We start from the raw sequence: 16,608 nt of genomic DNA on the forward strand, positions 1-16,608 counted from the left end.
ACCTCCCTGTCGAACCTGCTGGAATTAAAATAGATCACTTTGAACGATTATGTCCAGCCCTGGGTAGGGTGAAGTCATGTCCAGCGCAGGAGAAGCGGTGCACGCCTCACTCCACGGCCCCGAGCTGACCGGGATCACGCGGCTGTCGGCGGCCGATACGGTGCGCGCGCGCATCGCACTGGCCGTGGAGCTCGACCTCATCGGCGCCGGCGAGCGGCTGCCCCGCGACGCCGAGATCGCCGTGGCGCTCGACGTCAGCGAGATGACCGTCCGGCGCGCGCTCGAGGCGATGGCGGAAGACGGCCTCGTAGAGCGACGCCGCGGCCGCAACGGGGGGACGTTCGCGACCGGCAGGAACGCGGCGATGCCTGACCGCACCGCAGAGGTCTACCGACAGGACGCAGCCGAGGTGCATCGCCTCATCGATGTTCGGACGCTGATGGAATGCGCTCTGGTGCATCACGCGGCGATGACCGCGACCGAGCAGGACGTCGTCGCGCTCGCTTCGCATGTGGCCGCGGCATCGTCCGCCCGCGACTGGAGCGAGTACCACCGTGCCGACGAGCTTTTCCATCTGAGGCTCGCCGAGACGAGCGGCCTCGAGTGGGCGGTGGCTCCCTACCGCGAGGTGCTCGCCCAGCTCTACACCTACTTCATCCCCTACCCGATCGAGCGACTGCACCACGCGAACGAGGATCACGCCCGCATCGTCGAGGCGATCCGCCGCCGGGACCCGGTCGGCGCGGTCGAGCACATGCGCGGCCACATCCAGGTGCTCCACCGCACCATGTACGTCGGCGGCGCCGCCGACGCGTGAGGTCGGCCCCGCCGCGCACGGCAAGGGCGCCCGGGCCGGAACCCACGGGCGCCCTCTTCGTGCTCAGGCGACCGCCTTGGCCGCCGTGTCGATCAGTCCCGCGACCTGTTGGGGGTGACTCAGCATCGCGACATGCGACGACGTCGGCAGCTCGACCACCTTGCGTGCGTTCGCGCGCGCATACATCCATCGCTCGCACTCGGGCGGGATCGCCTTGTCCGCGCCTGCGACCAGCGCCCAGGTCGGAATCGTCTTCCATGCGGCCGCGGTCGTCGGGTAGATGAACGAATCGGCGTCGAACGGGCGCTGCGTCGCCTGCAGGACTCGGAAGTCGGACGCGGAGATGTCCGCCGCGAACGCCGCCTGGCCGTCCTTGCTCAGGTACAGATCGGTGCCCGTCGTGCCGTCGGACTTCGTGTACGGCACGGGCACGCTCACGGGGAGCACCTCACTGCCGGGGAACTTGTTGATCAGATCCGCCTGCGTCTCGCCGACGTCTGGCACGAATGCGGCGATGTAGACGAGCGCCGCGACGTTGGCCTTTCCCGCCGCCGCATTCGTGATGACGGTGCCGCCCATCGAGTGCGCGACCAGCACGACGGGTCCGCTGATCGAGTCCAGCAGGCTCGCGATGTACGGCGCATCGGTCGGGATCCCCCGCAGTGGGTTCGAGCCGCAGACGGTCGTGTACCCCTTCGCCTGCAGGATCCCGATCGTGTCGTTCCAGCACGAGGAGTCGGCGTAGCCGCCATGCACCAGCACGATCGTCGGCTTCGCCTTCCGATCCGTGGTGTCGGCTGAGGCCGCCACAGCTCCCAGGGGACCCGCGGCGAGCGCAACCGCTCCCGCAGCGACGGCACCCGCGGCGAGCACCTGACGGCGCGACAAGTTCGCGTTCATGATCGGGTTCCTCCTCAGCCGATGGATGCGGCGGCCTGGGCGATGAGATCCGCGACGACGCGCGGCTGGGAGACGTAGATCGCGTGGCTGCCCGGCGTCTCCGCGATGGTGGCGCCGATCCTCGCCGCCATGGACGACTGCGCTGCAGGCGGGATCATCCGGTCCTCGGTGACGTGCAGGTACCAGCTCGGCTTCGCGCGCCACGCGGCCTGTGTCACGACGCCGCCGAGAGCCTCGAGCCCCCAGGGCACCTGCGCGTCGGCCATGAAGGCGGCCTCGGCGGGAGCCACGTCGCCGGCGAACGACTCGGCGAACTTCGCCCGGTCGAGGAACAGGAATCCGTTCACGGGCGGCAGGATCGGCGGCTGCGGCCCGTCGGCGGGGAAGCTCGCCAGCAGCGCATTGACGGACTCGCCCTGGTCCGGCGCGAACGCTGTCACGTACACGAGCGCGGCGACCCGGTCGTGGTTGCCAGCCTCGGTGATGACGGCTCCGCCGTAGGAGTGACCGACGAGCACGACGGGTCCTTCGATGTCGTCGAGGACGTCGCGCGTCACGGCCGCGTCGCCGGCGAGCGACGCCGTGGGGTTCTGCACCACGCGCACGGGGTAGCCGTCGTCGGACAGCGCGTCATAGACGCCGCGCCAGCCGGATCCGTCGACGAATCCGCCGTGCACGAGGACGATGGTGGGAAGCATGGGGAGCTCCTTCTCTCGGGGGATGGGAGCGAATCTATGCGTGTGGCACACGACCTCGAATCGGTCAGATGACTGAGTTCTCCCGTATCGGTCGGCCGCCCGCGCCGCTACGGTGAACGCATGACCGGTCGGGACCCGTCCATGCTCATCGGTCGCGAGCATGAGTTGCGCCTGTTGCGAGGCTTCGTCGAGGCCGCCGCTGCCGGTGGCGCGGCCCTCGTCGTGATCGGCGAGGCCGGCATCGGCAAGACGGCCTTGGCCGAGGCAACGGCCGATGACGCCGCCGCACGAGGAATGCGGGTGCTGCGCGCCGCCGGGGTGGAGTTCGAGGCCGAGGTGAGTTTCGCGAGCCTCCACCAGCTGCTTGCCCCGCTCGTCGCCGAGTTCGCGACGCTGCCGCCGCCGTATCGGCGCGCCCTCGCGATCGCACTCGGGATGGAGAACGGGCCGACGGACCGGCTCGTGCTCGTCAACGCGGTCTCGGACCTGCTCGCCGCTGCTTCGACGGGAGGGGTGCTGGTCGTCGTCGACGACCTGCAGTGGCTCGACCCTGCGAGCGCCACAGTGCTCGCCGCTCTCGCGCGACGGGTCAAGGGCACCGCGATCGGACTGCTCGGCGTCGTCCGCGCCGGCGAGACCAGCGCGTTCGACGACGCCGGTCTCGACGAGCTCGCCGTCCCACCGCTCGACGAGGCCGCCGCCGGGACGCTGCTCGCCGAGGCCTTCCCCGAGTTGGCGTCGCGCCTCACCCGTGAGGTGATCGCCGAAGCCCAGGGGAATCCCCTCGCCCTCATCGAGCTGCCCCGCGAGACCGGGAACGGATCCGCCGAGCCGAGCGCGGGCCGCACGCCCGTGGGCCGGAGACTGCGTCAGCACTTCGCCCGGCGCATCCGCTCGCTCCCCGACGCGTCGCGGGCACAGCTGCTCCAGGCGGCGCTCGACGGCATCGGCGACCTGTTCCCCGCCACGGCGGCGGCGGATCTCGCCCCCGCGGAACGCGCCCGGCTGATCAGTGTGAACCCGGTCACCCACAGCGTGCGGTTCCGGCATCCGCTCACTCGGTCGGCCGTGGTCGAACTCTCCACTGAGCAGGAACGACGCCACGCCCACGGCGCGCTCGCCGATCGGCACTCTCCAGGATCCGAGCGTCATGCCTGGCATCTCGCAGCCGCGGCCGCCGCCCCGGACGAGAGCATCGCCCAGCTCCTGGAGGACGTGGCGCTGCGCACGAAGAGTCGTGGCGATCCAGTCGGCGCGATCCGGCTGCTGCTGCGCGCGGCCGAGCTGAGTCCCGCGACCGCGGAGCACCATCGTCGGGCGATGTTCGCGACCTATCTCGGCGCCGATGTCACCGGCGACCTCGCGCCTGCGCGGCTGTCCGCGGTCGCCGTCGAAGGCGGACGCAGCCACACCGTCGCGACCGCCGTGGCGGCCGCGGCGTACATGGTCAACAGTGGCGGCGACGTCGACACGATCCATCGGCTGCTGCTCGGCGCACTGCGCAGCGTCCCTGTTCCCGTCCGGGAGTGGGACGCGCCGCTCGCCGAGATCGTCTACGTGCTGCAGGCGAACTGCTCCTTCGGCTCCCGAGCGGATCTCATCGCCGACTACCGGACAGCACTGGATCGGCTCGGGCTGGCTCCGCCGGAGGGCCTGCGGCTTCTCGGCGACACCTTCCTCGAACCGGCGACGCGTGCGCTGCCGGCACTGACCGCTCTCGACGCGGCGATCCACACGATCGATCAGGAGTTCGACCACGCACTCGCGGTGCGCATGGGCATCGCCGCGATGTACGTCGACCGGATCGACGGCTGCCGCACCGCGCTGTGGCGGGTCGTCAACCACGGGCGGGCAGGCGGAGCGATCGCCTCGGCCATCAAGGCGTTCGTGCTGCTCGGCTTCGACGGAGTGCTCTCGGGAGACTGGGACGGCACGCTACGACTCGCCGACGAAGGCCTGGAGTACACCGACCGCCACCGCTACCGGCTGCTCGGCGGGTTCCTGCAGTACGACCGCGCGATGATCGCTGCGGCCCGCGGCGACACCCTGACCGCGCACGTCCTGGCGAACGAGCTGGTCGGTTGGGCGGACCAGAACCGGATCGGATTCGTACAGCAGCTCGTGGCACATGTGAGGACGACAGCCGCGCTCAGCACGGGCGATTTCGGGAGCGCCTACCGGCACGCCCTCCAGGTGTGCGCGCCCGAGACCGTCCCCGCCTTCGCCCCCGCAGCGCTCTGGATGCTGTTCGACCTGGTCGAGGCGGCGGTCCGCGCCGGCCAGCCGGAGGAAGCCGCGAGGCATGTCGCCGACATCCGCGCTGCCGACGTCGCGGGGATCTCGCCCCGTCTCGCGCTCGTCACAGCCGCGGCGGAGGCGATGATCAGCCCGCACGATCGCGCTCCCGAAGCCTTCGCCGCCGCCCTCGCGATCCCCGGAGTCGAGCGCTGGCCGTTCCTGCTCGCCCGTATCCGCCTCGCGTACGGGGAGCGGATGCGGAGGGCGAAGGAGAACGGGGAGGCACGGCGACAGCTGAGCCAGGCCGCTGAGGCCTTCGAGCGCCTTGGCGCGGCACCCTGGCTCGCCCGCGCCCGGTCAGAGCTGCGAGCGATGGGGGTCGCCGCTGGCCCCGCCCCGGAGGCGACCGCCGATCTGACGCCGCAGGAGCAGGAGATCGCGCGCCTGGCGGCGGCCGGCCTCACCAACAGGCAGATCGGCGAGCGCCTCTACCTCTCGCCGCGCACGGTCGGCTCCCACCTGTATCACCTGTTCCCGAAGCTGGGCGTCGCCTCGCGCGCGGGCCTTTCCGACGCGCTGCGGGAGCGCTCGTCCTGACGGCGACGGACACGCGGTGCACGTGGAGCGCGCGTCCCCCTCAGGCTCCAGCACGCCGCAGCGCACGCTCCTCGTGCCGGTACCCGACCGTCTCGTAGGAGACGACGATGAGCGCGGGAGAGGCGGCGACGATCAGCAACGCGACCCCGACGCTCGCCCCGAGCGCGGCGGCGAGCACGGCTCCGGCGAGCACCACGGCCGCGGCACTGAAGATCCAGGTGTGGAACGGATCCATGGTGCGCAGCATCACCGAGTAGACGGTCAGCAGCGTCACCTCGAAGACGAACACCGGAACCGCGACGCTGGCCACCGTCGCGACGGCGCCGATATGGCTCTCCCCTGCCAGGAAGTTCGCCGCTGCGTGCAGCCCGGCGCCGGTCGCGACGATCGCCCCGAACACCACGATGTGCCCGTAGCCCCACCCGAACGCCCTGCCCCGATAGCGCCCGATGACCCGCCCGGAGGGCAGCGTGAAGTAGAGCCACCACATCCCGAAGGCGAGCGAGGTGCCGCCCGCGGCGATGAGCACGGCCTCGACCGACCAGCCGCCGTGGTCGACGGCGGCTGAGATCGCGAGCACCGTGCCCAGGATCACCTCGCCGAGCGCGATGATCACGAGCAATGCGTACCGCTCCGCGATGTGCCGCGGATGCCACGGCGTTCCGCCGTCCTTGCGCTCGGCCAGGACGGGACCGGCGAGCTCCACGGCCGCGAGCACCGCGATGACCCACAGCGCCGTCGCGAGGGGAAGCCCGGCGAGGAACAGCGCGATCCAGCCCACCTGAGCGGCGGAGATCGTGATGACGTAGGTCAGGCACGCACGACGATGCGCCGGATCGTGCAGAGCGGCACGTAACCAGATCGCGACCGCCGCGACCCGCATGACCACATATCCGCTCAGCATCACGCCGTTGAACGCGTGATCGCCCGCATCCACCGAGCGGAAGAAGGCCGGGAGCCCCAGCGCGATCGTGAGCACGCCCACCATCTCGACCAGAGTCGCGACGCGGAAGAACACATCGTCGTTGTCGTAGGCGGAGGCGAGCCAGGCGTAGTTCACCCATGCCCAGCTGATCGCGAAGAAGCCGAGCGCGAAGCCGATCAGCGCAGCGGTCCAATGCCCTCGCTCGACGAGAAGCGCCGTCTGCGTCGACACAACGCTGAACCCCACCACGAAGGTCAGATCGAACAGCAGCTCGAGCGGCGTGGCCGCGCGGTGGTTCTCCTCCGGGTCTCGTCCGGACATCCGCGCCAGTCGGTGCGCCAGGCTCATGCCAGCAGGGTACAGGCCGGCGGTCGGCGCAGGGCGGGCGTAGACCCGCCGCGCCCACCGGGCGTACTCTCACGAGCATCGGCGACGAAGGGATCCTCATGAAGATCGGTGTTCTGGGCACGGGCAGGGTGGGGCGGTCGATCGGCCAGGGACTGCAGGCGGCGGGACATGAGGTGGTCTACGGATCGAGGGATCCGGCATCGAGCGAACCGCTCGGCACCGCGGTCGTCTCGCTCTCCGAAGCCGTCACCGACGCCGAGGTCGTCGTGAGCGCCATCCCCGGCAGCGTCGCCCTCGACACCCTGCGCGCGATCGGCGCCCCGGCGCTCGCCGGGCGGATCCTGATGGACATCGGCAACGCCCTGGCCCCCGACTTCACCCTGATCTTCCCGAACGCGAGCCTGGGCGCGGCGATCCAGGGCGAGTTCCCGGATACGGCCGTCGTGAAGACCTTGAACACGGTCACGGCACCGCTCATGTCGAACCCCGGCGCGATCGCGCCGACGAGCGTGTTCCTCTCCGGCGACGACGCGTCGGCGAAGACGACGGTGGCGGGCCTCCTCACCGACCTCGGCTGGAGCGACGCGGCGCGGATCGACCTCGGTGGCATCGAGACGGCCCGCGGGCCGGAGCACTACATCTTCCTGTCGATGGCGCTGATGCGCACCCTCGGCACGACCGGCTACGGCATCGCGGTGCAGCGCGGCTGACCACCACCGAGGACGGTGACACGCGATGGACGACGACACGACCGACAGGCCGGCGATCCGCGAGTACGCGGCCCCTGGCCTCGTGGTGACCTGGGAGTCCAGCCGATGTCGGCACGCGACGGAATGCGTACGCGGCCTGCCCCGGGTCTTCGACCGCGACCGGCGGCCGTGGATCGAGCCGGCAGCGGCGCCGATCGACGATGTCGTCGCCGTGATCGACCGGTGCCCGAGCTTCGCGCTCGGCTATCGGACCGAGGACGGCAGGGTGAGGGCAGCCTCGGCTGGCTGAGCATCGCTCAGACCTGAGCGGCGACCCTGACGTCGTTCGTGAAGCAGCGGCGGTGGGGACGGACGCCGCTCCTTCAGCCGTTCGCGGGGTCGAGTCCTCGGATCAGGGCGGCGAGCCCGGTCTCGAACTCGTGGTCCTGGCCCAGGAGCACGACGTCCCGAACGGTGTCGATGAAATGGGCCGCGGCGGCATCGGCACGACCCGTCTCGATCACGATGTCGCCGCCGTCGCGGGCCGCCTGCTGCTCGACAGCTGAGCCGATGGTGTACCGCGAGACCGCGATCAACGCGAGCACCGCATCGGTCGGGGCGAACCCAGCGCCCTCGAGAACAGTCACTTGAGCGATGGCGTTGTCCAGCCCGGGGCTCCGGGAGCCGGACGACGCGATCAACCGCGCACCGTCACGGACGCTGAGCATCGCCCGCCTCAAGCTCCGCGCGTTCCGCGTCACGAACACGCTCCAATGTTCGCCGTCTGCCGGCAGCCGGTCCGTGTGGTGACGATCCAGGATCTCCTCGGCGACCGCGTCGAGCAGCGCAGCCTTACTGTCGAAGTGGTGGTAGAGCGCCGGCTGGCGAATGCCGAGGTGCGATGCAATCGCTCGCAGCGACACACCGTCGAGCCCGTGCACGCTCAACACCTCGATCGCAGCCGCGACGATCGCGGCCCGGTCGGTGCGCGACGGGTACGGCATGGGATCCACGGTATCTGTTGTCCTTCAAGATTATCAACGATAGTCTTCGGGAAGATCACCCACCGAGCACCGAGGAGACTCCCCCATGGGACACGAAGACAGCTGGAGCGGCACCGTCGTGAACAAGTCACACGGCCTGACGGACGGCTCCAACCTCTATCGACGGGTCACCGTCGAAACGGATGGCGGCGGGACCGAGAAGGTCCGTGTCGACCGAGCACTATGGGACGAACTGAGCGTCGGCGACCGTCTCGTCAAGGACCCGGACGGGAAGCCGGTTCGCGCATGACCCGGCGCGTGGTGCTCTACGAGCTGATGTCTCTGGACGGCTTCGCTGACGATCCCGGCGAAGGCGACTGGTTCCACGGATCCGATGCCCGACTGATGGACTTCCTCGCCGAGGTGATCGCATCGCAGGACGCGGTACTGCTCGGTCGCCATACCTACGAGAAGTGGGCTCCGTACTGGCCGAAAGCAACGATGCAACCGTTCGCGGACTTCATCAACACCACTCCAAAGCTCGTATTCTCGTCAACACCCCTGGCAGAGGAATGGGCGAACACAACTCGGATCACCGATCCCGTTCTGTCCTTCGTCGCAGATCTGAAACAGCTCCCCGGCGGCGACATCGGCATCCACGGCAGCATCACCCTCGCGCGGGCCCTTCTCGCCGCACAGCTGGTGGACGAGCTACGACTGGTCCTCGCCCCCAGCCTCGCAGGACACGGAAAGAGACTGTTCACCGACGAGGGCGACTTGCAGCGGTTCGCCCTCGTCGACTCGCAACGTTCCGGCGACTGCCTGCTCCTGCACTACCGCCGGTGAGGCCTGAGGAGACGGAAGTCGCGACCGAGGGACATCTCGGTTGCCGCATCGTGCCGTCCGTTCAGAGTTCGTCGAAGCGATACACCGCGACCGAACCTCCGAAGGTCCCGCCCGGGAACGGCTGCGCGGCGAGGCCGTTCGAGACCACGATCTCGTGCGCCGCGCCGCCCTCCCGGGCCGGCAGCACGGCGACGTCGGTCCCGCCGGTCGTGCGGAACCCGGCGATGCGCTCCAGCACGCCGCGGTCGAATCGGTACACGTGCGACTCGAGGTCCGGCTGGGGATCGGCCGGGGTGCCGTGGATGAAGTCGACCCGGAACAGGAAGGTGTCGGTCTCGGTCCGCACCAGGGCGAACTCGCGCCCGCCCGGTCCGCCCGGAATCACGGTACCGTCGGCGAACCGCGTGCCGTCCCAGCGCAGCAGCAGCGAATCGCCATCGATGCGGGCGACCGCGAGCCAGACGTCGCCGCCGTCGCGGATGAGCTGGAAGGCCCGTCCGCCCGAGGGCACGAGCTCCTGCCACGCAACGAACCGCGCGCCGTCGAAGCGGTACAGCCGGCTCGGCATCACGTGGTCGGCGTGCGCGAGATAGGTGGTCCCGTCGATGTCGAAGACGGCGATGTTGTAGCCGGCCGCGGACGCCAGGTCCTGGAACGGGATGAACACGGATCCGTCCCAGCGCAGCACGGTGCTGGTGGTCGGGCCACCGGGCATGCCCTGTGCGATCGCCAGGAAGTGCTCGGCGCCGATCCGGAAGTGGCGCAGCTGCTTCGCGGCGAATGTGTGCAGACCCTGCGTGCGGACGAAGCCGTCACCGTCCCGCACGAACAGCGGTGACACGGTCGCGAAGTCGTAGGGCCCGCGACCTGTGCGGATCGATGCCACGCCGATCATCGTGCGCCCCTCGAGCGAGAACACCTCGGCGTCCTCGCCGCCCCCGATCGGGAGCACGCCGGCCACGGTGAAACCGGCCGCCCCCTCCCGGAGCAGCTGCACCTGCGTGCCGGAGTCACCGCCGTTGATCCCCGGCGGGGTGCCGGGGCGGTCCACGGCGAGCTGCGGAACGGCGAGCCATCTCGCACCGTCGAGCAGGAAGGGGGCGACGGCACGCGCTCCCGAAGCGGGAAGGCGCTGCTGCAGCGTGAGCACGGCCGCCTCCTCAGCGTCCGAAGAACAGGGCGTCGGGGCCGTCGACGAGGATCCGTCTGCGATCGGCCGGATCCGGAGCCCACTCGGCGAGCAGGTTCAGGACCTCGCCGGTGTCGCGCTGCCCGTCGGGCAGATGCGGCCAGTCCGAGCCCCAGATCAGGCGATCGGACCGCGCCTGCACGAGGGCGCGGCCGAGCGGCACCACCGTGTCGAGAGGAGCTCCCGCCGCGACGCGGTAGGCGCCGCTCAGCTTGATCCAACAGTTGCCCGCGTCGAGGGCCGCGAGCAGCACGGCCGTGCCCGCGTCGCCGAGGCCGTCGGACGCCTTCATGTAGCCCAGGTGATCGACCACGTACGGCACGGGCAGACCGCCGAGCAGCGGAAGGAGCGCGTGCACGACGCTCCCCGGGGCGTAGAACTGCAGATGCCAGTCGCGCGGTGCGGCGATGTCGGCCATCCGGCGCACGTAGGCCAGCAGTTCGTCGAGCGGCTGCTCCCGACGTGTGAACAGGTCGAGCCGGAGCGCGCGCACGCCGGCGCGGTCATAGGCGTCGAGGAGCCCTGCCGAGACGTCGTCCGCGACCCGCGCCACGCCCCGGGCACGCTCCCCCAGCCGGGAGAGCGCATCGATGAGGAGTGCGCCGTCCTCCCCGTAGTAGGTGGGCTGCACCAGCACCATCCGCTCGACGCCGAGCACGTCGGCCAGGGCGAGGTACTGGTCCAGCGTCGCCTCGGGGAAGGTGTATTGCGGCGCGTCCACGGAGGGGTAGCCCTCCTCGAACACGTGGAAGTGGGTATCGCAGGCCCCTGCGGGCATCTCGAACGCAGGCGGCGTGTTCGTGCGGGCCGCCCGCATGGGCGTGGTGATCTGGAAAGGCAGATCCATCAGCGATCCTCCATCGTCTCGGTGTGCCAGGTGATCGTCGCCGCGACCCTCTCCGCCGCGGCGCGGAAGACGAGGTCGCTGTCCATCCCTGCGAGCAGCATCGGGGCGAAGCCGTCGCGCAAAAGCCCGGAGAGGACGGGGCCGTTCGGCACGCCGCCGACCATCGCGATCCTGTCGTGTGCGCGCGCCGCGGCGAGCACGAGGGCGAAGGCGTCCGCGATGGCCGGATCCGCGTACTCGCCCGGTACGCCGTACTCGCCGGTGAGATCGTTCGCGCCGATCCCCACGATGTCGATGCCGTCGACCGCCGCGATCTCGTCGGCGGCGTCGACCCCAGCCGGCGACTCGATGAGCACCTTCACGATCGTGGTGGCCTCAATGCGAGGCGCGAGCACGGACCCCGGCGTCGGCACCATGCCAAGCTGCGGCAGCTGCGTCAGCTGGGAGCGGTGCCCGCGCGGCGGGAAGCGGCACGCCTCCACGAGCAGACGGGCCTGGGCGGCGGTCTCGACCCGCGGTGCGATGATGCCGTGCGCGCCTCCGTCGAGGAGCCGGCCGATCATGCCGTACTCGCGTTCCGGAACGCGCACGAGGGACGTGAGCCCAAGGTCCCCGGCCGCCGCAGCGAGCTGGGCGGCCACGTCCACGCTCATGGTGGAGTGCTCGAGATCGATCATCAGGCATTGGAATCCGGTGGACGCGGCGATGCGGGCGATGTCAGTCGTACGGCTCATCCGCACGCCGAGCATGAGCTGCGGCACGCCGGCACGCAGCGCCGCCAGCAGCGGCGCGGTCCCGGTCATGACCGCTCCCCCTCGATCGCTCCGGACGCCGTCGCGCCGGACGCCTCCGGCACCGCATCCCCGAAGAACCAGTCCATCAGGTTCGGATCCGACTCCATCTCGGACGCGGTGCCCGCCACGGCGACCCTGCCCGCGCTCACGAGCACCGCATCGTCGGCCAAGCCCAGTCCGAACCGCACGTTCTGCTCGACCATGAGCACGGTCACACCGCTCGCCGTCATCCGGCGGATGCTGTCATCGATGAGGTCGAGGCTGTGCGGATCCAGCCCCAGTGTGGGTTCGTCGAGCAGGACCACCCGGGGGCGGATGATGAGCGCCCGAGCGAACTCGACAGTCCGTCGCTGACCTCCCGACAGCAGACTCGCCGGGATGTTCGGTCGCGTCGAGAGTTGCGGGAACGACGTGGCCAGCTCGTCGTAGCGCCCCGCCACCTCACGCCGGGACAGGCCGAGGGCGTAGGCGCCGAGCTCGACGTTCTGCCGCACGGTGAGCGTCGGGAAAAGCCCGTGCCGTTGCGGCACCTGGGCGATGCCGGCCCGGAGCAGCTCTTTCGGAGCGAGCTCGGTGACGTCGGCACCGTCCACGAGGATGCGTCCTGCGCTGGCGCGCAGCAGTCCGCTGATCGTCTTCAGCACGGTCGACTTGCCCGCACCGTTGGGCCCGATGATGCAGCTCACGGTGCCCGGACGCACCCGCAGGTCCACCCCGCGCAGGATGTCGAGGGATCCGTAGCCGGCCCGCAGCCCTTCGATCTCGATCATGCGCCCCTCCTCGTGCTCACCGCGTCGCGGTCGCCCAGATAGGCGTCGACCACCGTCGCGTCGCTCTTGATCTGCTCCGGTGCGCCCTCGGCGATGATCCGGCCCTCCGCCATGACGTAGACGTCGGAGCAGATGTCGGACAGGAAGGGCAGGTCGTGCTCGACGAGCAGCACGGCGACGCCGCGTTCGTGGAGTTCGTCGACGATCCGTCGCAGCCGCTCCATGAGCGCCGGGCTGATGCCGGCCGCGGGCTCGTCGAGCATCACCACGAGCGGATCCAGCCAGAGCACCTGGATCAGCTCGATGAGCTTGCGCTGGCCGTAACTGAGGTCACCCGGACTGGCCTCGGCGTAGGAGGCGAGGCCCACGTGGGCGAGCAGCGCGCTCGCCCTGTCCCGCTCCTCCGCGGTCACGCGGCGAGACAGCACTCCGCGCAGCGAGAACGAGCGCTGTGCCACCACGACGTTCTCGAGCACCGTGAGTCCCGGGAACAGCCGCGGCAGCTGATACGTGCGCGCGAGCCCCGCCTGGGCGCGGGTCGCCCTGGTGCGCCCCGAGATCCGCGTGCCGCCGAGCACGATCGTCCCGTCCCTGGTCGGGATGGTGCCGTCGAGCAGGTTGAAGAGCGTGGTCTTGCCCGACCCGTTCGGCCCGATGAGCCCGGTCGCGCGACCGGCACGCAACGTGATCGTGACGTCGTCCACGGCTCGCAGAGCGCCGAAGCGCTTGGCGAGTCCCGACGCCTCGAGCACGATGTCGCCCACGGCCGCGGGGCGCGCGGCTCCCAGGCCCGCAGCGAGCCCGGTGGGCCCGCTGTCCGTGCGCGCCCCGTCGTCGGCCGCGTTCGCGTCCCGCGAGCCTCCGGCCGCAATCGGGCCCGCGCCACGGCGTCGCTGGATGATCGCGCGCGCCGTCGGGATGATGCCGCGCGGCAGGAACAGCACGACCGCGCCGAGAAGGCCACCGAAAAGGGCGAGCCGGAGCACGCCGGAGTCCGCGCCGAGGAGGTCGGTGCTCGTGAGGTTGGCGAGGGGCTCGATGATGAAGGCGCCGAGGACCGGCCCCCAGAGAGTGCCGCGTCCTCCGAGCAGGGCGGAGAGCAGGATCAACATGCTCGTGTCGATGTCGAAGACCGCCGCGGTGTTCAAGAAGGACACGTTGTAGGCGAAGAGCCCGCCGGCGATGCCGAGGAACGTCCCGCCCACGACGAACGCGATGAGCTTGTACCGTGCGGTCCTGACGCCCAGCCCTGCAGCCTTGTCCTCGTCGTCACGGATCGCGAACAGCCCGAGTCCCAGTTTGCTGCGCCGCACCAGCGCGGACGCGGCGACCGCGAGCGCGAGCAGGAACAGCATCGGATAGTAGATCGGCCAGCTGCCGAGACTCAGATCCCAGGTGGGCAGCGGCAGCGCGAGACCCGAGCTGCCGCCGGTCAGCGGGGTGAGGATCGTGCCGAGGATCTGCAGCAGCATCAGCGCCGCGAACGTCACGATCGTGAAGAACATGCCGCGCGTGCGCCAGGTGACGACGCTCAGCAGCACCGCGTACACCGCGCCGGCAGCTCCGCCGAGCAGGCATCCGACGAACGGCGACAGCCCGAGGTGAACGGCGAGGATGCCGGTCGTGTATGCGCCCAGCCCGACGAACGCGCTGTTGCCCAGGGAGATGTATCCGGCATAGCCGCCCATGATGTTCCAGCCCGTCGCGCCGATCGCGAGGAGGAAGGTCGTGATGAGCAGGTTCTGCGTGTACAGATTGCCGGAGAGGACCGGCATCGCGAGCAGCACGATCGCGGCGAGCGCGGGCAGCCCGATCCGCACGGCCGTGCGGGATCCGGCGTTCACGAACCCACATCCGTCCGGACGGCGCGAGTGAACAACCCGCGCGGGCGGACGAGGAGCACGAGCAGGATGAGAACCATCGGCACCGCGGCGGCCCACCGCACGGAGACATAGGTCGCCGTGAGCGACTCGGCGAGGCCGAGGAAGACTCCCGAAGCCGCGACCGCAGCCACGTTCCCGAGGCCCCCCACGATCACCACGCACAGCGTCAGCCCGATCCAGTCGTCCTGCGAATCGGGGGTGAACTGGTACAGGAAGCTGAGGGCCGCGCCGCCGAGCGCCGTGCTGGCGGAGGCGAGCGCGAAGACGGCCGCACCGATCCGGTTCGGCTCGATGCCGATGAGCCGGGCGCCCTCCGGGTTCTCGGACGACGCTGTGATGGCGTGACCGAGTGCGGTACGACGCAGCAGCAGCTGGAACGCAACGATGACCGCCGCCGCGAGCAGGAACGCGTAGAGCTGTGCGAGCGGGATCGTGATCGGGCCGAGGTGCAGCGACTGGTTGAAGTAACTCGGGGTTGCCGTCGTCTGGTTCGGCCCCCAGAACAGCTCGACGAACGCCTCGAGGAAGATCGCGACGGCGAAGGTGGCGATGATCCCCAGGTTGTGGTCGATGCGCTGCACTCGGGCGATGATGAGTCGGTAGACGACGAGCCCCAGCAGCGCCATCGGGATCGTGATGATCGCTCCGACGAGGAGGGGGTCGATGCCGAATCGGCTCCACAGCGTGTAGCAGAGGTACGCCGACAGGATGAGGAACGTCGCGTGCGCGAGGTTGACGATCCGCATGACCCCGAAGGTCAGGGTCAGACCGGCGCTGACGAGCGCGTACACGCCGCCGGCGAGCACCCCGAACACGACCGCCTGCAGGAGCGGGATCACTTGGTGCTCCAGGCGGGCTTCGGGTACGCGATCGTCTTCGACGTGGCGGCATCCGCGGGGGCGACGATCTGCAGCGTGCCGTCCTGCCACTGCGACAGCAGCAGGCTGCCCTCGGGGTCGCCCTTCGTGTCCCACTTCAGCGGACCGACGATCGTGTCGACTGAGTGCGCGTGCAGCCAGTCCGCGAGCGCCGTCTGATCGAGCGACCCGACCGCCTTCACTGCTGCAGCGAGCACCTGTCCCGCCGTGTAGGAGTTGGCCGCGTCCTCGGTGGGCGCCGCACCGTACTTCTTGGTGTAGGCGGCCACGAACTCGGCGTTGCCCGGATACTCGGCCTGCGCGTTCCAGGAGGCGCCCGTGAAGATCGCCTGGGTGTTGGCGGATCCGATCGCCTCCGGGTACTTCTCGTCGGTCGGCGCGTTGGTCTGGAAGAGGAAGCGCGGGTTGTAGTCCAGCTTCTGCAGCGACCGCACGAACTGGGCGCCGTCGTCCGCAACCGCGCCCTGGACGATCATCTCGGGCTGAGCGTGGGCGACCGAGGCCGCGATCGAGTCGAAGGCAGTGGTCCCGGGATCGTAGGTCTGGCTGTACATCGTGGAGATGCCGAGGGCCTCGAACTTCTTCTGGAACGCGGCGATGGCCGGCGCGGCGCTGGGGTCGTCCTGGGTGACATAGGCGGCGGTCTTGGGGCGCTGCGACGCGGGCAGGGACTCGATGTACGCGACGAAGTTGTCGGGCAGGTTGGCCGAGGTCCCGGGCTGCGCGAAGAAGAAGTAGCGGAACCCACGGTCGAACAGGCTCTGCGCACCGCCGGACGGCTGCACGTAGAGCATGCGCTGGCGCTCGGCCACCGCGGATGCGGGCGCGTTCAGCAGCGACGAGAACGTGCCGAGCAGCAGTTCGGCGTGATCCTGCGCGATCAGGCGGGTGTAGTCGGTCGTGACCTGCTCCGGATTGAAGCCGTTGTCGAGCACCTTGAGCTTGACCTGCCGACCGAGCAGACCGCCGGCCGCGTTCGTCTGCTCCGCCCAGAGCTCATAGCCCTGATAGCCCGACTTGGAGACGTCGGCGACGGGTCCGGTCATCGGCAGGGAGGTACCGATGACGAGAGGTCCGGTGGCACTGGCCGTCGGTGCGGCGGTGCCGCTGCAGGCGGCGAGCAGCGCGGTCGCCGCGAGCGCGGCGCCCAGGGCGGCGACCCGTGCGATTCGGCGGAGTGCGGGGCGGGGGAACATGGGAGACTCC

The 16,608-nt window shown here is 70.1% G+C and carries 17 protein-coding genes; 6 read left to right on the forward strand and 11 right to left on the reverse strand.

Annotation, left to right across the window (positions count from 1 at the left end; translation table 11 throughout):
* Positions 1–76: 76 nt before the first annotated feature.
* Positions 77–817 (forward strand): FadR/GntR family transcriptional regulator, encoded by a 741-nt coding sequence (locus ACFWCK_RS03640; protein ID WP_378804593.1) that lies wholly within the window; start codon positions 77–79, stop codon positions 815–817.
* 63 nt (positions 818–880) lie between these two features.
* Here ACFWCK_RS03640 and ACFWCK_RS03645 read toward each other — a convergent pair whose 3' ends face one another.
* Together ACFWCK_RS03645 and ACFWCK_RS03650 are read right to left on the reverse strand one after the other, a co-directional pair.
* Positions 881–1,717, reverse strand: a complete 837-nt coding sequence (locus ACFWCK_RS03645; protein ID WP_378804594.1) for an alpha/beta hydrolase — start codon at positions 1,715–1,717, stop codon at positions 881–883.
* Positions 1,718–1,731: 14 nt separating this feature from the next.
* The gene (locus tag ACFWCK_RS03650; RefSeq protein WP_378804595.1) at positions 1,732–2,415 is read right to left on the reverse strand and encodes an alpha/beta fold hydrolase; all 684 of its coding nucleotides are present in this window, start codon (positions 2,413–2,415) and stop codon (positions 1,732–1,734) included.
* A gap of 120 nt (positions 2,416–2,535) precedes the next feature.
* On the opposite strand from ACFWCK_RS03650, the gene ACFWCK_RS03655 reads away from it, so the two are divergent.
* The gene (locus ACFWCK_RS03655; RefSeq protein ID WP_378804597.1) at positions 2,536–5,250 is read left to right on the forward strand and encodes an AAA family ATPase; all 2,715 of its coding nucleotides are present in this window, start codon (positions 2,536–2,538) and stop codon (positions 5,248–5,250) included.
* Between the two features lie 40 nt (positions 5,251–5,290).
* Here the strand turns inward: ACFWCK_RS03655 and ACFWCK_RS03660 are convergent, their stop codons facing one another.
* Entirely contained in the window at positions 5,291–6,523 is a 1,233-nt protein-coding gene (locus tag ACFWCK_RS03660; protein ID WP_378804598.1) for a low temperature requirement protein A, read from the reverse strand.
* 98 nt (positions 6,524–6,621) lie between these two features.
* Between ACFWCK_RS03660 and ACFWCK_RS03665 the strand changes: the two genes are divergently transcribed.
* Complete coding sequence (locus ACFWCK_RS03665; protein ID WP_378804599.1) at positions 6,622–7,233, forward strand: NADPH-dependent F420 reductase; 612 nt, start codon at positions 6,622–6,624, stop codon at positions 7,231–7,233.
* A 25-nt stretch (positions 7,234–7,258) separates the two neighbouring features.
* Positions 7,259–7,522, forward strand: a complete 264-nt coding sequence (locus ACFWCK_RS03670) for a (4Fe-4S)-binding protein (RefSeq protein ID WP_378804600.1) — start codon at positions 7,259–7,261, stop codon at positions 7,520–7,522.
* 73 nt (positions 7,523–7,595) lie between these two features.
* On the opposite strand, the gene ACFWCK_RS03675 is transcribed toward ACFWCK_RS03670, so the two are convergent.
* Positions 7,596–8,216 (reverse strand): TetR/AcrR family transcriptional regulator C-terminal domain-containing protein, encoded by a 621-nt coding sequence (locus tag ACFWCK_RS03675; RefSeq protein ID WP_378804601.1) that lies wholly within the window; start codon positions 8,214–8,216, stop codon positions 7,596–7,598.
* 85 nt (positions 8,217–8,301) lie between these two features.
* On the opposite strand from ACFWCK_RS03675, the gene ACFWCK_RS03680 reads away from it, so the two are divergent.
* A complete protein-coding gene (locus ACFWCK_RS03680) occupies positions 8,302–8,505 on the forward strand; it encodes a hypothetical protein (protein WP_378804602.1) in 204 nt (67 codons plus the stop codon).
* Positions 8,502–9,041 carry a dihydrofolate reductase family protein gene (locus tag ACFWCK_RS03685; protein WP_378804603.1) on the forward strand — a complete coding sequence of 180 codons (540 nt, stop codon included), beginning with the start codon at positions 8,502–8,504 and terminating at the stop codon, positions 9,039–9,041. The genes ACFWCK_RS03680 and ACFWCK_RS03685 overlap by 4 nt, the downstream gene beginning before the upstream one ends.
* 61 nt (positions 9,042–9,102) lie before the next feature.
* Here ACFWCK_RS03685 and ACFWCK_RS03690 read toward each other — a convergent pair whose 3' ends face one another.
* The 7 genes from ACFWCK_RS03690 to ACFWCK_RS03720 are packed head-to-tail and all read right to left on the reverse strand — an operon-like array spanning position 9,103 to position 16,598.
* Entirely contained in the window at positions 9,103–10,191 is a 1,089-nt protein-coding gene (locus ACFWCK_RS03690) for a hypothetical protein (protein WP_378804604.1), read from the reverse strand.
* Positions 10,192–10,201: 10 nt separating this feature from the next.
* The gene (locus ACFWCK_RS03695; protein WP_378804605.1) at positions 10,202–11,077 is read right to left on the reverse strand and encodes an amidohydrolase family protein; all 876 of its coding nucleotides are present in this window, start codon (positions 11,075–11,077) and stop codon (positions 10,202–10,204) included.
* The gene (locus tag ACFWCK_RS03700) at positions 11,077–11,880 is read right to left on the reverse strand and encodes an HpcH/HpaI aldolase/citrate lyase family protein (protein WP_378804606.1); all 804 of its coding nucleotides are present in this window, start codon (positions 11,878–11,880) and stop codon (positions 11,077–11,079) included. Before ACFWCK_RS03700 ends, ACFWCK_RS03695 begins: the two co-directional genes overlap by 1 nt.
* Positions 11,877–12,641 (reverse strand): ABC transporter ATP-binding protein, encoded by a 765-nt coding sequence (locus tag ACFWCK_RS03705; protein ID WP_378804607.1) that lies wholly within the window; start codon positions 12,639–12,641, stop codon positions 11,877–11,879. Before ACFWCK_RS03705 ends, ACFWCK_RS03700 begins: the two co-directional genes overlap by 4 nt.
* A complete protein-coding gene (locus ACFWCK_RS03710; RefSeq protein WP_378804608.1) occupies positions 12,638–14,485 on the reverse strand; it encodes an ATP-binding cassette domain-containing protein in 1,848 nt (615 codons plus the stop codon). The genes ACFWCK_RS03705 and ACFWCK_RS03710 overlap by 4 nt, the downstream gene beginning before the upstream one ends.
* A complete protein-coding gene (locus ACFWCK_RS03715; RefSeq protein WP_378804609.1) occupies positions 14,482–15,363 on the reverse strand; it encodes a branched-chain amino acid ABC transporter permease in 882 nt (293 codons plus the stop codon). The genes ACFWCK_RS03710 and ACFWCK_RS03715 overlap by 4 nt, the downstream gene beginning before the upstream one ends.
* Positions 15,360–16,598, reverse strand: coding sequence for an amino acid ABC transporter substrate-binding protein (locus ACFWCK_RS03720; RefSeq protein WP_378804610.1), 1,239 nt, complete (start codon positions 16,596–16,598; stop codon positions 15,360–15,362). Before ACFWCK_RS03720 ends, ACFWCK_RS03715 begins: the two co-directional genes overlap by 4 nt.
* Between the last annotated feature and the right edge of the window lie 10 nt (positions 16,599–16,608).

The organism is Microbacterium sp. NPDC060117, from assembly GCF_042729315.1.
Lineage (GTDB): Bacteria > Actinomycetota > Actinomycetes > Actinomycetales > Microbacteriaceae > Microbacterium.